At 69.5% G+C, this 13,620-nt stretch carries 13 protein-coding genes; 9 read left to right on the top strand and 4 right to left on the bottom strand.

What is annotated here, in order from left to right:
- Window positions 1-45: 45 nt before the first annotated feature.
- The 5 genes from IEY95_RS02195 (at window position 46) to IEY95_RS02175 (ending at window position 6,018) form a co-directional block, all read left to right on the top strand.
- Window positions 46-1,863 carry an ABC transporter family substrate-binding protein gene (locus IEY95_RS02195; protein WP_189184080.1) on the top strand — a complete coding sequence of 606 codons (1,818 nt, stop codon included), beginning with the start codon at window positions 46-48 and terminating at the stop codon, window positions 1,861-1,863.
- Between the two features lie 100 nt (window positions 1,864-1,963).
- Window positions 1,964-2,950 (top strand): ABC transporter permease, encoded by a 987-nt coding sequence (locus IEY95_RS02190; protein ID WP_189184079.1) that lies wholly within the window; start codon window positions 1,964-1,966, stop codon window positions 2,948-2,950.
- Window positions 2,943-3,863, top strand: coding sequence for an ABC transporter permease (locus tag IEY95_RS02185; protein WP_189184078.1), 921 nt, complete (start codon window positions 2,943-2,945; stop codon window positions 3,861-3,863). The genes IEY95_RS02190 and IEY95_RS02185 overlap by 8 nt, the downstream gene beginning before the upstream one ends.
- Window positions 3,863-4,963: an ABC transporter ATP-binding protein gene (locus tag IEY95_RS02180; RefSeq protein WP_189184077.1), complete on the top strand. Its 1,101-nt coding sequence runs from the start codon at window positions 3,863-3,865 to the stop codon at window positions 4,961-4,963. The genes IEY95_RS02185 and IEY95_RS02180 overlap by 1 nt, the downstream gene beginning before the upstream one ends.
- Window positions 4,960-6,018: an ABC transporter ATP-binding protein gene (locus tag IEY95_RS02175; protein ID WP_189184076.1), complete on the top strand. Its 1,059-nt coding sequence runs from the start codon at window positions 4,960-4,962 to the stop codon at window positions 6,016-6,018. The genes IEY95_RS02180 and IEY95_RS02175 overlap by 4 nt, the downstream gene beginning before the upstream one ends.
- Here the strand turns inward: IEY95_RS02175 and IEY95_RS02170 are convergent.
- Window positions 5,991-7,037 carry a protein kinase family protein gene (locus IEY95_RS02170; RefSeq protein ID WP_189184075.1) on the bottom strand — a complete coding sequence of 349 codons (1,047 nt, stop codon included), beginning with the start codon at window positions 7,035-7,037 and terminating at the stop codon, window positions 5,991-5,993. The genes IEY95_RS02175 and IEY95_RS02170 overlap by 28 nt on opposite strands.
- A gap of 31 nt (window positions 7,038-7,068) precedes the next feature.
- Window positions 7,069-8,424: a dipeptidase gene (locus tag IEY95_RS02165; protein ID WP_189184074.1), complete on the bottom strand. Its 1,356-nt coding sequence runs from the start codon at window positions 8,422-8,424 to the stop codon at window positions 7,069-7,071.
- Window positions 8,425-8,608: 184 nt separating this feature from the next.
- On the opposite strand from IEY95_RS02165, the gene IEY95_RS02160 reads away from it, so the two are divergent.
- Window positions 8,609-9,814, top strand: coding sequence for a geranylgeranyl reductase family protein (locus IEY95_RS02160; protein WP_189184073.1), 1,206 nt, complete (start codon window positions 8,609-8,611; stop codon window positions 9,812-9,814).
- Between the two features lie 24 nt (window positions 9,815-9,838).
- Here IEY95_RS02160 and IEY95_RS02155 read toward each other — a convergent pair whose 3' ends face one another.
- Complete coding sequence (locus IEY95_RS02155; RefSeq protein ID WP_189184072.1) at window positions 9,839-10,288, bottom strand: nitroreductase family deazaflavin-dependent oxidoreductase; 450 nt, start codon at window positions 10,286-10,288, stop codon at window positions 9,839-9,841.
- Between the two features lie 223 nt (window positions 10,289-10,511).
- On the opposite strand from IEY95_RS02155, the gene IEY95_RS02150 reads away from it, so the two are divergent.
- From IEY95_RS02150 to IEY95_RS02140, 3 genes are all read left to right on the top strand, one after another.
- A complete protein-coding gene (locus tag IEY95_RS02150) occupies window positions 10,512-11,276 on the top strand; it encodes a TetR/AcrR family transcriptional regulator (RefSeq protein WP_189184071.1) in 765 nt (254 codons plus the stop codon).
- A 127-nt stretch (window positions 11,277-11,403) separates the two neighbouring features.
- Entirely contained in the window at window positions 11,404-12,642 is a 1,239-nt protein-coding gene (locus IEY95_RS02145; protein WP_189184070.1) for a sensor histidine kinase, read from the top strand.
- Window positions 12,639-13,304, top strand: coding sequence for a response regulator (locus tag IEY95_RS02140; protein WP_189184069.1), 666 nt, complete (start codon window positions 12,639-12,641; stop codon window positions 13,302-13,304). The genes IEY95_RS02145 and IEY95_RS02140 overlap by 4 nt, the downstream gene beginning before the upstream one ends.
- On the opposite strand, the gene IEY95_RS02135 is transcribed toward IEY95_RS02140, so the two are convergent.
- Window positions 13,265-13,555 carry a DUF6332 family protein gene (locus IEY95_RS02135; protein WP_189184068.1) on the bottom strand — a complete coding sequence of 97 codons (291 nt, stop codon included), beginning with the start codon at window positions 13,553-13,555 and terminating at the stop codon, window positions 13,265-13,267. The genes IEY95_RS02140 and IEY95_RS02135 overlap by 40 nt on opposite strands.
- Window positions 13,556-13,620: the final 65 nt, after the last annotated feature.

Genomic DNA, 13,620 nt, shown 5'->3' with positions numbered 1-13,620 from the left:
GGCCGCACCAACAGGACCGGATTCACCCCCGGTTGAAGGAGGGACATGCGCGCACATTCATCCGCCCTCACAAAGGGCTTCACGCTCGCCGCGGGGCTCACGCTGGTCCTGGCCGCCTGCAGCAGCAGTGGCGGCGGGAGCGGCACCCACAAGAGCAGCTCCGCGGGGTTGTCGTCCTGCGGCACACAGGGCAAGGCGAACACCTGCAACTCGGCGGCCACCAAGTCCGGAGGCACCTTCACGTACACGCTGGAGAAGAACATCCAGCAGTGGAACGTGCAGGACACCAATGGCAACACCTTCGAGAACGGCGAGGCCCTCGGCGTCGTCCTGCCCCAAGTCTTCGTCCCCCAGCCCGACTTCAGTATCGCGCTCAACACCGATCTGGTGACCTCGGCCACCCAGACGAGCACCGGCCCGCAGACGCTCGTGTACAAGATCAACCCGAAGGCGTCGTGGAACGATGGAACGGCCATCACCGCCGACGACTTCATCTACTACTGGCGCACCAACAACGGCAAGGACTGCCCGCCGCCGCCCGCCAGTGACTCCACCCAGACCAAGGGCTGTCTGCCGCAGAGCACCGCAGGCTACGACCGGATCAAGTCGGTCACCGGCTCCGACGGCGGAAAGACCGTCACCGTCGTGATGGCGAAACCCTACTCGGACTGGAAGCAACTCTTCGGTGCGGGCTATCCGCTCTATCCGGCGCACGTCGCGGAGCAGCTCTCCGGTGCCAAGGCCGGTGACGCCGCCCATATGACGGGCGCTCAGATGACTAAGGGCTGGCAGTACTTCCAGAAGACCCCGCCCAGCAAGTACACAACGGCGGGCCCGTACAAGATGCAGGACTGGACGGACAACGACCACGCCACCTTCGTGCCCGACCCCAAGTGGTGGGGTGCGCACAAGCCGTCCCTGCAGCGGCTGATCTTCAAGGTCATCACGGATGCCACGCAGGAACCGATCGCGCTGCGCAACAACGAGGTGCAGGGCATCTATCCGCAGCCCGAGGTGGACCTGGTCAAGCAGATCAAGGACATCCCGAACGTCACGTACACCATCGGCAGCGGGCTCAACTGGGAGCACTTCGACCTCAACCTGCACAACCCGGTGCTGGGCCAGTACAAGGCGCTGCGTCAGGCGATGTTCACAGCTCTCAGCATCAAGGACATCATGGCCAAGACGGTCGGCCAGTTCGACTCGAACGTGAAGCAGCTCGGCAGCCACAACTACGTGCCGGGACAGGCCGGTTACCAGGACCTGGTCGCCTCGACCGGGCAGGGCTCGGGTGATCTGGCCAAGGCCAAGAAGTACCTCACCGACGCCAAGTTCACGGGTGTCGGTACGTCCCTGAAGACGCCGGACGGCAAGGCGGTCGGGCCGTTCAACTGCCGCTACACCACCGGGAACCAGATCCGGCAGAGCGAGTGCCAGATCCTGCAGAGCGACCTGGCGAACCTCGGCATCAAGATCACCATCAAGCCGATCGGCGCCGCCGACCTCGGTACGGTGCTCGCCGGTCACCAGTACGACATCATCGTCTTCGCCTGGGTCGCCTCACCGTTCCCGAGCAGCAACGCCCAGCAGAACTGGGTGACCGGGGGTGGCGGCAACTACGGCGGCTACAGCAACAAGAAGGTCGACGCCCTGGTCTCCCAGGCCGTCGGCGAGACGGACGCGGCGAAGGCGGCCACGCTCCTCAACCAGGCGGACTCGCTGATGGTGCAGGACGCCTACGTGCTGCCGCTCTACCAGAAGCCGACGTTCCTGGCGGTGCAGACACGGTTCGTGAACATGCGGGACAACGCCACGAACGTGGGCCCGCCCTACAACACCGCCGAGTGGGGGCTGAAGAAGTAGTCCCCGCACGCGTACGGGTCTCCGGCTCCGGCAACCCCGGGGCCGGAGGCCCGCCCACGGACGTCAATCCCACACCGGTCGGCCTCCGAGAGAAGACCGCATGCTCGCCTACACCGTGCGCCGCATCCTCGTCTCCATCCCCGTACTGATCGCCTCGACGTTCATCGTGTTCCTGGTCGTCGTCAATTCCGGCGACCCGGTGGCCAACTTCGCCACCTCCCGGCAGCCCGCCCCGAGCAAGGCCGCCGTCGCCGCGTTCGCCCGGCACATCCACGCCGACCAGCCCGCCGTGGAGCGCTACTGGAACTGGATCACCGGAGTGCTGCACGGCGACTTCGGACCGTCCGTCCAGTCGAACCTGGACATCGGTCACGACCTGTTCACCCGCTTCCGGGTGACCGTCACCCTGGTCGCCGCCGCGATGCTCATCGCCCTCGTCCTGGCCGTGATCTTCGGCGTGTTCAGCGCCATCCGCCAGTACTCGGCGGCCGACTACTCCATCACCTTCGTCGGCTTCCTGTTCCTCGCCATGCCGGTGTTCTGGTTCGCCGTGCTGCTCAAGCAGGCCGGGATCTGGCTCAACGAGCAGACCGGAAGCACCTTCCTCGGCACCATCGGCGAGAAGTCCCCCTACCTCGAAGTCGACACCTGGTGGAACGAGTTCACCGACCACATGGGCCACTTGATCCTGCCGACCATCACTCTCGCCCTGGTGTCGTTCGCGTCCTGGACCCGCTACACCCGCGCCGCCATGCTCGAGGTGCTGGGCAGCGACTACGTACGACTGGCCCGTGCCAAGGGAATCCGTCGAGGCCGGGTCATGACCCGCCACGCACTGCGCACCGCCCTCATTCCGCTCACCACCGTCACCGCGCTCGACATCGCGAGCATCCTCGGTGGGGCGGTCGTCACGGAGACCATCTTCCAGTGGCACGGCATGGGCGAAATGCTGGTCACCGCGGCGACCACCATCGATGTCTACCGGCTCATGGCGTGGCTGCTGCTCTCCGCGGTCGTCGTCATCGCGTTCAACCTCATCGCCGATCTGCTGTACGCCGTACTCGACCCGAGGATCCGCTATGACTGACACCGAGGCAGCCGGTGCGGCCGGTATCGAAGTCCCGCGCGCCGACCAGGAGTTCAGCGTCAAGCAGCGCACCCAGACCCAGCTGATCCTGCGCCGCTTCGTACGCCACCGCGCCGCCATGATCAGCCTGGTGGTGTTCCTGCTGATCGTTCTGTGGGCGTTCATCGGCCCGCACCTGTGGCACTACTCGTACGGGAAGTTCACCCCCGACAACTCCCAAGCACCGTCCTGGAAGCACCCGTTCGGCACCAACGCCTCCGGATACGACGCCTATGCCCAGGTCATGCGGGGCACCCAGACATCCCTGAAGATCGCCATCCTGATCGCGCTCGGCTCAACCCTGGTCGGCGCGGTGTGGGGCGCCATCGCCGGTTTCTACCGGGGGATCGTCGACGCGATCATGATGAGGATCGCCGACCTCGTCCTGACGCTGCCGCTACTCGCCATCGCCCTGGTCATCTCCTCGCGCAGCGGCGGCTCCTGGTACTGGATCGCCGTCGTCATCGCCGGACTGACCTGGGCGTACGTCTCCCGGGTCGTCCGGTCCACGGTGCTGTCGCTGCGCGAGAAGGAGTTCGTGGAGGCGGCCCGAGCGCTGGGTGCGTCCGACGCCCGGATCATCTTCCGGCATCTGCTGCCCAACGCGCTCGGCCCGATCATCGTCAACGCGACCATCCTGGTCGCCACCGGCATCCTCACCGAGACCGCCCTGTCCTTCCTCAGCTTCGGCGTCCAGCCGCCCGACACCTCGCTCGGCCTGCTCGTCGCCCAGGCCCAGACGGCTGTCGACACCCGGCCCTGGCTCTTCTACATCCCCGGCGCCTTCATCATCGCGATCGCCCTGACCATCAACTTCATCGGCGACGGACTGCGCGACGCCTTCGACCCCCGGCAGCAAAGGGTGCGACAGTGATGACGACCAGTCAGGGCGTACAGGCCGGCTCCGGCTCGGGCGCGGTCCTCGAAGTCGAGGACCTGACCGTGGAGTTTCCCACGGAGGACGGTGTCGTACGGGCCGTACGCGGTGTCGGATACCGACTGGAGCGCGGCGAATCCCTCGGCATCGTCGGCGAATCCGGATCCGGGAAGTCCGTGACCGCCCTCGCCGTCATGGGCCTGCTGCCGGCCACCGCCCGGGTACGCGGCTCGGTCCGCTTCGAGGGCACGGAGCTGCTGGGCCTGTCCGACGCCCGGCTCTCCGATCTGCGCGGCAGCGGCATCGCGATGATCTTCCAGGACCCGATGACCTCCCTCAACCCGGTCTACACCGTCGGATACCAGATCGCCGAAACGCTGCTGCGGCACAACCCGGGCCTGGGCGGGCGCGCGGCGCGCGAACGCTCGGTCGACCTGCTCGGCACGGTCGGCATCCCCAGTCCTCAGCGGCGCGTGGACAGTTACCCGCACGAGCTGTCCGGAGGCATGCGCCAGCGGGTCGTCATCGCCATCGCGATGGCCAACGACCCGGATGTGATCATCGCCGACGAGCCGACCACCGCGCTCGACGTCACCGTGCAGGCCCAGATCCTCGACGCCCTGGAGACCGCCCGCTCCGAGACCGGCGCGGCCCTCGTCCTCATCACCCACGACCTCGGAGTAGTCGCCGGACACACCGACCGGGTCGCCGTCATGTACGCCGGACGGATCGTGGAGACCGGCTCCGTCGAGGACATCTTCTACACCCCGCGCATGCCGTACACCCTCGGCCTGCTCGGCTCCCTGCCCCGGATGGACCGGGACGAGGAGAGACTCACCCCGATCACCGGCTCACCGCCCTCACTGCTCCACCTGCCACCCGGGTGTCCCTTCGCGCCCCGCTGCCCGATGCGCCAGGACGTGTGCGACCACGACGAACCGCCGCTGCGTACGACCGCACACGACGGCCATCTGAGCGCCTGCCACTTCGCCGAGCGGCTCGTCGACACCGGGGCCGGGGAGATCTTCGACGCGGTCGGCGCGGACGCCGAGGCGTTGGCCCGCTTCGCCGACACCGAGAGCGAGGACTCCGTATGAGCGTGCCCCAGCCCCCGCCTCCGCTCCCCGGGCATGGCGGCACCGGTGCGCCGGTGCTCCAGGTCCGTGATCTCGTCAAGCACTTCCCGGTCATGTCGCGCGGAGTCGTACGCCGTCGCGTGGGCGACGTGCACGCCGTCTGTGGTGCCTCCTTCGACCTGCACGAGAACGAAACCCTGGGCCTGGTGGGCGAATCGGGCTCCGGCAAGACCACGATCGCCCGCACACTCCTCAACCTGGAGAGCGCCACATCCGGGCAGGTTCGTTACCAGGGGCGAGAGCTCACCGAGCTGAGCCGACGTCAGATGCGGCCCCTGCGGCGCGAGTTGCAGATCGTGTTCCAGGACCCGTACGCCTCCCTGGACCCGAGGATCTCCGTGCACGAGATCGTCGCCGAGCCGTTGCGCATTCACGGCCGGTACGGCCCCGGGGCGGGCGACGAGGTGCGTGAGCTGCTTCGCCTGGTCGGCCTCAACCCCGAGCACGGCAACCGTTTCGCCCACGAGTTCTCCGGCGGCCAGCGTCAGCGCATCGGCATCGCACGGGCGTTGGCCCTGCGCCCCAAGGTCATCGTCCTGGACGAACCGGTGTCCGCGCTGGACGTGTCCATCCAGGCCGGAGTCCTCAACCTCCTGATGGACCTGCAGAGCGAACTCGGCCTGTCCTTCCTGTTCGTGGCCCATGACCTCTCGGTGATGCGGCATGTAGCCCAACGCGTGGCGGTCATGTACCTGGGCCGACTCGTCGAGATCGCCCCGGCCCGCACGCTCTTCGCGCGCCCTGCCCATCCGTACACACAGGCCCTCGTTTCAGCCATCCCGCTGCCCGACCCGCGCAAGGAGCGGGCCCGCCGACGCGTCACCGTGCAGGGCGACGTCCCGAGTCCCATTCGCCCGCCGAGCGGCTGTCGATTCCGCACCCGGTGCCCCAAGTTCGCGGACGAGCTGACGGAGAGCGAGCGCGTCTCCTGTGTCGAGCAGGTGCCGGAACTGATCGACCGGGGCGGAGGAAACCCCGTGGCCTGCCACTACGCGGAAAGTGTCGAGCTGCTCTGACCGAGCCGTGCGAGCTCCTCCGACGGGTACGGGGTCTGCCGACTCTCGCGCTGGAGCCTGCGGTTGAAGTCCGCCATCACGGCGGCGAGGGGAGCGTGGCGGGTGAGGATCGAGGCGACCTCCGGCGGGATTCCGTCGGGCCGCTCGCCCTCGGCGTACGCGCGCACCAGCGCCTCACGCTCCTCCCGTCCCGACCCGTACGAGGCGGTGACCAGCCAGTTCACCAGGTACGTACGGGTATAGGAACGGTCGTACGTCCGGTGCAGCTCGAAGAAGTCGGTCTCCTCTCGGGTCAGTTGGAAACGGGAGGAGAGGGCGAGGCCGTAGTCGGCGAAGTAGAGCCGCTGCCCATCGGTGAGGATGTTCTCGAAGTGCGCGTCGAAGTGCAGCAGCCCGCGCGCGTTCATGAAGGAGACGCCGGCCTCCAGGCCCCGCTCCACCAGGGAGCAGACCCCCTCGTCCCGGAACCGGGTGCCCAGCCAGGCGTGGAGGTTGTACGGGATGTACTCCAGGAACAGCGCGACGCTCGCCGAAGCGGTGCGGAGGGCCTCGATCCGGTGGCGTACCTGCTGGGCATCGCCCCAGTAGGAGACCGCCCGCTCGACGTCGGCCAGTTCCTCGGGCAGGGGCTGCACGGTGTCGGGCAGCACCCGCCAGTGATACATCAGCGGGAAGCCCCCGAACTGTCCGGCCAGCAGCCAGTTCGTCGTCATGATGTGCACGGCGAGCTCGCGCCAGGCCCCGAAACCCGGGCCGCCGATGCCGTACTGACAGAAGGACGGCAGGTCGAACAGATTGGCCGTGGACCGGAGGTTCCCCGGCAGTCGCTCCGCATCCGTGAGCGGGACGCGCTTGACGAAGACCGGAGTGTCCGCCACGTCCATCAGGACGGATCTGCCGCCGATGCCGGAGCCGAGGGGCCGGCCCGCAGCGACCAGTTCTCCCAGTTCGTGGTCGCTGCACAGGGCCAGGGACGTGGAGACGTCGCTGTGCGCGGCGAGGCGCACAGCGCGCGACATGTCGAGGGGCTTCACGTCCCTCGGGAACGCCTCAGCTTCCCGCGTAGTTCCGCAGGAACAGCGCCTCCGCGACCGACAGGCGCTCCAGCTCGTCCGGCGAGACACTCTCGTTCACCGCGTGGATCTGCGCCTCCGGCTCGCTCAGGCCGATGAGGAGGATCTCCGTCCGCGGGTACAGCGAGGCGAGCGTGTTGCACAGCGGGATGGAGCCGCCCATGCCCGCGTACTGCATCTCCTGGCCCGGGTAGGCGACAGCCATCGCCTCGGCCATCGACGCGTACGCGGGGCTGGAGGTGTCGGCGCGGAACGCCTGTCCCTGACCGATCTGCTCGGTGCTGACGCGCGCCCCCCACGGCGTGTGCGTCTGCACGTGGGCCTGGAGCAGTTTGGTCGCCTCCGCCGCGTCCATGCCCGGCGGCACGCGCAGGCTGATCAGCGCGCGGGCGCCCGCCTGCACGGACGGGGTCGCGCCGACGACCGGCGGGCAGTCGATGCCGAGGACCGTGACGGCCGGACGTGCCCAGACACGGTCGGCGACCGTGCCGGAGCCGATCAGCTCCACGCCGTCGAGCACCTTGGCGTCCGCACGGAACGCCTCCTCCTCGTACTGCAGGCCGTCCCACGCGGCGTCGGCCGTCAGCCCGTCGACCGTCGTCGAACCGTCCTCGGCGCGCAGCGAGTCCAGTAGGCGGATCAGCGCGGCCAGCGCGTCGGGGGCCGCGCCGCCGAACTGCCCCGAGTGCAGGTTGCCTTCCAGCGTGTCCACCTGGACGCGGACAAGGGTCATGCCGCGCAGGGTCGTGGTGACCGTCGGCAGGCCGCACCGGAAGTTGCCGGCGTCGCCGATGACGATGGTGTCGGCGGTCAGCAGCTCCGGGTGTTCCTCGGCGTACCGCTCGAGGCCGCCCGTGCCCTGCTCCTCCGAGCCCTCGACGATCACCTTGACGTGCACGGGCACGCCGCCGTTCGCCTTCAGCGCGCGCAGCGCGAGGAGGTGCATGACGAAGCCGCCCTTGCAGTCGGCGCTGCCGCGGCCGTACCAGCGGCCGTCGCGCTCGGTGAGCTCGAACGGCGGGGTGGCCCAGGCCGCCTCGTCCAGCGGCGGCTGCACGTCGTAGTGCGCGTACAGCAGGACCGTCTTCGCGCCCTCGGGTCCGGGCAGGAAGCCGTACACCGACTGCGTGCCGTCCGGGGTGTCGAGCAGTGCCACGTCCTGGAAGCCCTCGGCGCGCAGCGCGTCGGCGACCCAGTTCGCGGCGCCCTCGCTCTCGCTCTTGGGATATTGGTCGAAGTCCGCCACCGACTTGAAGGCCACCAGCTCGGTGAGCTCCGCCTTCGCCCGGGGCATGAGCGAGGCGACGGTCTCGGCGACCGGATTCGACGACATGGGCACGCTCCTTGTAGGTGCGACGTTGTACTTCTGTGTACAGGTGATCGTGTGGCGCGTACGCGCGGACTGGTGTGCAGGGCGCATACGCCGCCGATCCTCCCACAGCGGCCTGCGGCGATGCCCGCCGTAGGATGCGGGAGACACGTGCGGAAGACGGCTGGACTGGGAGCAGTAGACCATCGTGAGCAGCGAGAACTCTTCGGCGGACGACGGGCAGCGGGTGTGGGACGTCGTCGTGGTCGGCGCGGGGCCCGCGGGGGCCTCGGCCGCCTATGCGGCAGCGGTCGCGGGACGCAGCGTCCTGTTGCTGGAGAAGGCGGAGCTGCCCCGCTACAAGACGTGCGGCGGCGGCATCATCGGCCCCTCGCGCGATGCGTTGCCGCCCGGCTTCGAGCTGCCGCTGCGGGACCGGGTGCATGCGGTCACGTTCTCGCTCGACGGCCGCTTCGTGCGTACCCGCCGCTCCAAGCAGATGCTGTTCGGGCTCATCAACCGGCCCGAGTTCGACCAGCAGCTCGTAGAGCACGCCCAGAAGGCGGGCGCCGAACTGCGCACCGGCGTCACGGTCTCGCGCGTCGAACAGCATGGGTCGGCCGTACCGGACCGGCGCACCGTCGCGGTGGTGTTGCAGGGGGGTGAGACCGTGCTGGCGCGGGCGGTCGTGGGCGCCGACGGCAGCGCCAGCCGGATAGGGGCGCACGTCGGCGTGAAGCTCGACCAGGTCGATCTCGGCCTGGAGGTGGAGATCCCGGTGCCGGAGACGGTCGCCGAGGACTGGCAGGGACGGGTTCTCATCGACTGGGGTCCCATGCCCGGCAGTTACGGATGGGTGTTCCCCAAGGGCGACACGCTCACCGTCGGCGTGATCTCCGCGCGCGGCGAAGGCGCGGCCACCAAGCGGTACTTGGAGGACTTCATCGCCCGCCTCGGGCTCGCCGGCTTCGAACCGGCCGTCTCCTCCGGCCACTTGACGCGTTGCCGGGCCGACGACTCGCCGCTGTCGCGTGGTCGGGTGCTGGTGTGTGGCGACGCCGCGGGACTGCTCGAACCCTGGACCCGCGAGGGCATCTCCTTCGCGCTGCGCTCCGGGCGGCTCGCGGGGGAGTGGGCGGTACGGATCGCCGAGGCGCACGACGCGGTGGACACGCGACGCCAGGCCCTGAACTACGCCTTCGCGATCAAGGCGGGGCTCGGCGTCGAGATGAGCGTCGGCAAGCGGCTGCTGACCGCCTTCGCGCGCCGGCCCGGCATGTTCCACGCGGCGATCACCGGTTTCCGGCCCGCCTGGAAGGCCTTCGCGGGCATAACCCGCGGTTCGACGTCGCTCGGCGAGCTTGTCCGCACCCACCCGATGGCCGGGCGCGCCCTGACCGCGCTCGACCGATAGGGCGGACGGGCCCGGCCGCCGGGGTCACGACTTGACCGTGATCCGGAACACCGGGTGGTCGGGGGCGATGCGCCGCAGCTCCTCGTTGGACGAGTCGGGGCCGACGCCACCGAAGAAGACGCCGACCTCGGCCTTCCAGCGCTTCAGGTAGGCGCGCAGCAGCGGGACCTTGTCGTCGTCGGTGATCTCGGTCGCGATGAAGGTGTCCACGTTCTTGCCGAGGCGCAGCTCGCCGCCTCCCGCTGCCCGCATGTTGTGCGTCCACTGGACGTGGCCGCGGGGGGCGACGAGGTACTGCTGTCCGTCCACGGTGAGCAGATTAACCGGGGTCGTGCGCCACTCACCGCTCTTGCGGCCGCGGACGGCCAGGACCCGGGAGCCCCAGACGCTGATGCCGCGACGGGTCACCCAGGCCACGGCGCGATTGAAGACGTTTACGGTGAACCAGCCGGGCTTCTGGACGTGCGTGGACATGGTGACCCCCATCGATTGGGAGAGCGCCGCTCTCCTTTGTGAGCGCTGCTCTCGCTGGAGAAGAGTCTGCGCCGTATCGGTGCTCCAAAGCAAGAGCGGCGCTCTCTTTTCTGAGCGCTGCTCTTCAATCGGGTCGGTGATCTGGCCTGGAAGCGCTGCTCCGTATGAAGAGCACCGCTCTCTTTTGTGTGCACTGCTCTGAAAACGTGGCACACTGCCCGGCATGAGTACCGCACGAGGGGCACGGGCCCGAGCCAGGATCGAGGTCACCGCGGCCATCAAGGACGAGGCGCGCAGACGGCTCGCGGCGGAGGGCGCCGCCAAGCTCTCGCTGCGGGCCGTGGCCCGTGAGCTCGGCATGGTCTCCTCCGCGCTCTACCGCTACTTCCCCAGCCGTGACGATCTGTTGACCGCGCTCATCATCGACGCGTACGACTCCCTTGGCGAGACCGCGGAATCGGCGCACGCCGAAGTCGCCGACGCCGGTCCTCGGGAGCGCTGGATCGCGGTGTGCGTGGCGGCGCGCCGCTGGGCGCTGGAGCATCCGCACGAGTACGCGCTCATCTACGGTTCGCCCGTGCCGGGGTACACCGCGCCGGAGACGACCATCCCAGCGGCTTCCCGTGTGGGCCTGCTCCTGATCGGCATCGTCCGCGACGCGCATCAGGGGCAGGGGGTGGCCCGTCCGCCGTTGCCCACGGACCTGAAGGTCGAGGCGCAGCGGATGACCGCCGAGCTCGCGCCCGACCTTCCGCCCGAGGTGGTCGCGGCGCTCGTGGCCGCGTGGGCGCAGCTCTACGGGCTGATCGGCTTCGAGCTGTTCGGCCAGTTCAACCGGGTCGTGGAGGACCGCGAAACGTTCTTCCGGCACGCGGCGGATCAACTCGCCCACGGTGTGGGACTGATCTTCCCCCGGCCGACCCGCCCGAACGCGGCCCATGGTGCCAACGGCCGGGGGACGGATTCCGGCAGGGCGAACGGGGCCTGAACGCCGGGACGGACCTCGCCGCCCACTGGCGCGCGGCGGCAGGCCCGGCGGTACTCCGCGGGGAGTACGCCTGATCACCTCGCCCGGCGGACGCCTCGGACGCCCCGTCCCGTCTAGCGTGGCGGCCATGGAAGAGCAGCGCACTCCCCGGGCCCCGGCGTGGGGCGGTCCACCCCCGTGGTGGCGGCACGGGCCGCCCGGCTGGAGCCGCTGGGGCGACGAGGAGCGCGGTGCCCACTGGCCGTGGCGCTCCACGCTGCTGCTGACCGCCTTCGTCCTCATCGGCTCCCATTTCGCGGCGCACGCGCAGGCGGGCGACCGCGCTCACCTGGACTCCTTCGGGCGGGCGCTGCTGCTGGTGGGGTCCGGCCTGCTGCTGTGGCGGCAGCGACAGCCGGTGCTCGTGGCTTTCGGCACGGCCGCCGCGGCCATGGTCTATCTGGGCGCCGGATATCCGTACGGGCCCGTCTTCCTCGTGGTCGCCGTGGGCTGCTTCAGCGCGGTCGTCTCCGGGCACCGCAGAGCCGCCTGGACGGCGGTCGGGATGTTCTGGATCGGGCATGTTCTGGTGGGGCACTGGCTCTACCGATGGCTGCCGCCGGCGGGGGACCAGCCCGCCTCCTGGGGGCAGGAGGGCATCATCGCCACCTGGATCGTGGCGATCGTGGCCCTGTCGGAACTGGTCCGTGTACGCCGCGAACAGTGGGCCCGCGAGCGCGCCGAGCGTGCGCAGTCCGCCCAGCGACGCGCCGACGAGGAGCGGCTGCGGATCGCGCGCGAACTGCACGACGTGCTGGCGCACAGCATCTCGGTCATCAACGTGCAGGCGGGTGTCGGCCTCGCGCTGCTCGACTCGGACCCCGAGCAGGCGCGCACGGCGCTCACCACCATCAAGGCGGCCAGCAAGGAGGCACTGGGCGAGGTCCGCCAGGTGCTCGACACACTCCGTGCCCCGGGGGAGGCGCCGCGCGCGCCCGCGCCCGGACTCGACCGGCTCCCCGAACTCGTCGAACAGGCGGCGGGCGCGGGCCTGACCGTCGAGATCGAGGGTCAGGTCCCGACGCTTCCGCCCGGCACCGATCTGGCCGCCTTCCGCATCGTCCAGGAGGCCCTCACGAATGTTGTACGGCACTCGGGATCGCGGCACGCGCGTGTGCGGCTCGAATCCGCGCAGGGCGCGCTGCGGTTGCGGATCGACGACGACGGCCCCGCGACCGGCGCGGACGCGGGCGGCAGTGGCAACGGGCTCGCCGGAATGCGGGAGCGGGCCGCGGCCCTCGGTGGCACGATCGAGGCGGGCCCGCGCGACGACGGAGGCTTCCGTGTGCTGGCCGTACTGCCGCTGAGGGTCAAGGAGGACCGGTGATCCGCGTACTGCTCGCCGACGACCAGTCATTGGTGAGGGCAGGCTTCAAGGCGTTGCTCGACGCGCAGCCGGACATCGAGGTGGCCGGCGAGGCTGCCGATGGCGAGGAGGCGTTGCGCAAGGTGCGCGAACTGCGCCCCGACGTCGTCCTCATGGACATTCGGATGCCCCTGCTCGACGGCCTCGCCGCGACCCGCCGCGTCACCGACGACGCCGAGCTGAAGGACGTCAAGGTGGTCATGCTCACCACCTTCGAACTGGACGAGTACGTCTTCGAGGCGATCCGCTCCGGAGCCTCCGGGTTCCTGGTCAAGGACACCGAGCCGGAGGAACTCCTGCGTGCGGTCCGGGCGGTGGTGGAGGGCGACGCCCTGCTCTCCCCGGGGGTGACGCGTCGGCTCATCGCCGAGTTCGCGGCCCGCTCCAAGGAGCCCGCGGCCGCCGCCTCCCTCGCCGAACTCACCGAGCGGGAGCGGGAGGTGATGGCCCTGGTCGGCATCGGCCTCTCGAACGACGAGATCGCCCGCCGCCTCGTCGTCAGCCCGCTCACGGCCAAGACCCATGTCAGCCGCACGATGGTCAAACTGGGCGCCCGCGACCGGGCTCAACTGGTCGTTCTCGCTTACGAGTCGGGGTTGGTGCGGCCGGGCTGGCTGGGCTGAGCCGCGCCCGCACGATCGAAGCGAATCAGCACGGTGGCGACCCGTACGACGAAGAGGACGGCGGCGAGAGTGGCGCCGGAGGCGACCAGTGTCCGCACCGCGGCGCCCGACAGATCGAGGAACAGCGCCGGTCCGGCCACCACCGCGAATCCGATCGCCGCTACGAACGCCGCGCTGAACAGGGCGTATCCGATCTCGACAGTGACCGCGTCCCGCTGGGCCTCGGTCCGCCGTTTCCTGGTGTCGTTCATCCGTTCACGTCCCCCGTCGTTCGCCATCCTTCGAGTCAAACAGGCCTGCGCCCGGCGGGGCAAGG

The sequence above is a fragment of the Streptomyces albiflavescens genome, assembly GCF_014645835.1.
Lineage (GTDB): Bacteria > Actinomycetota > Actinomycetes > Streptomycetales > Streptomycetaceae > Streptomyces > Streptomyces albiflavescens.
The sequence above is the reverse complement of the archived record's forward strand: the minus strand, read 5'-3'. Positions and strand labels throughout refer to the sequence as shown.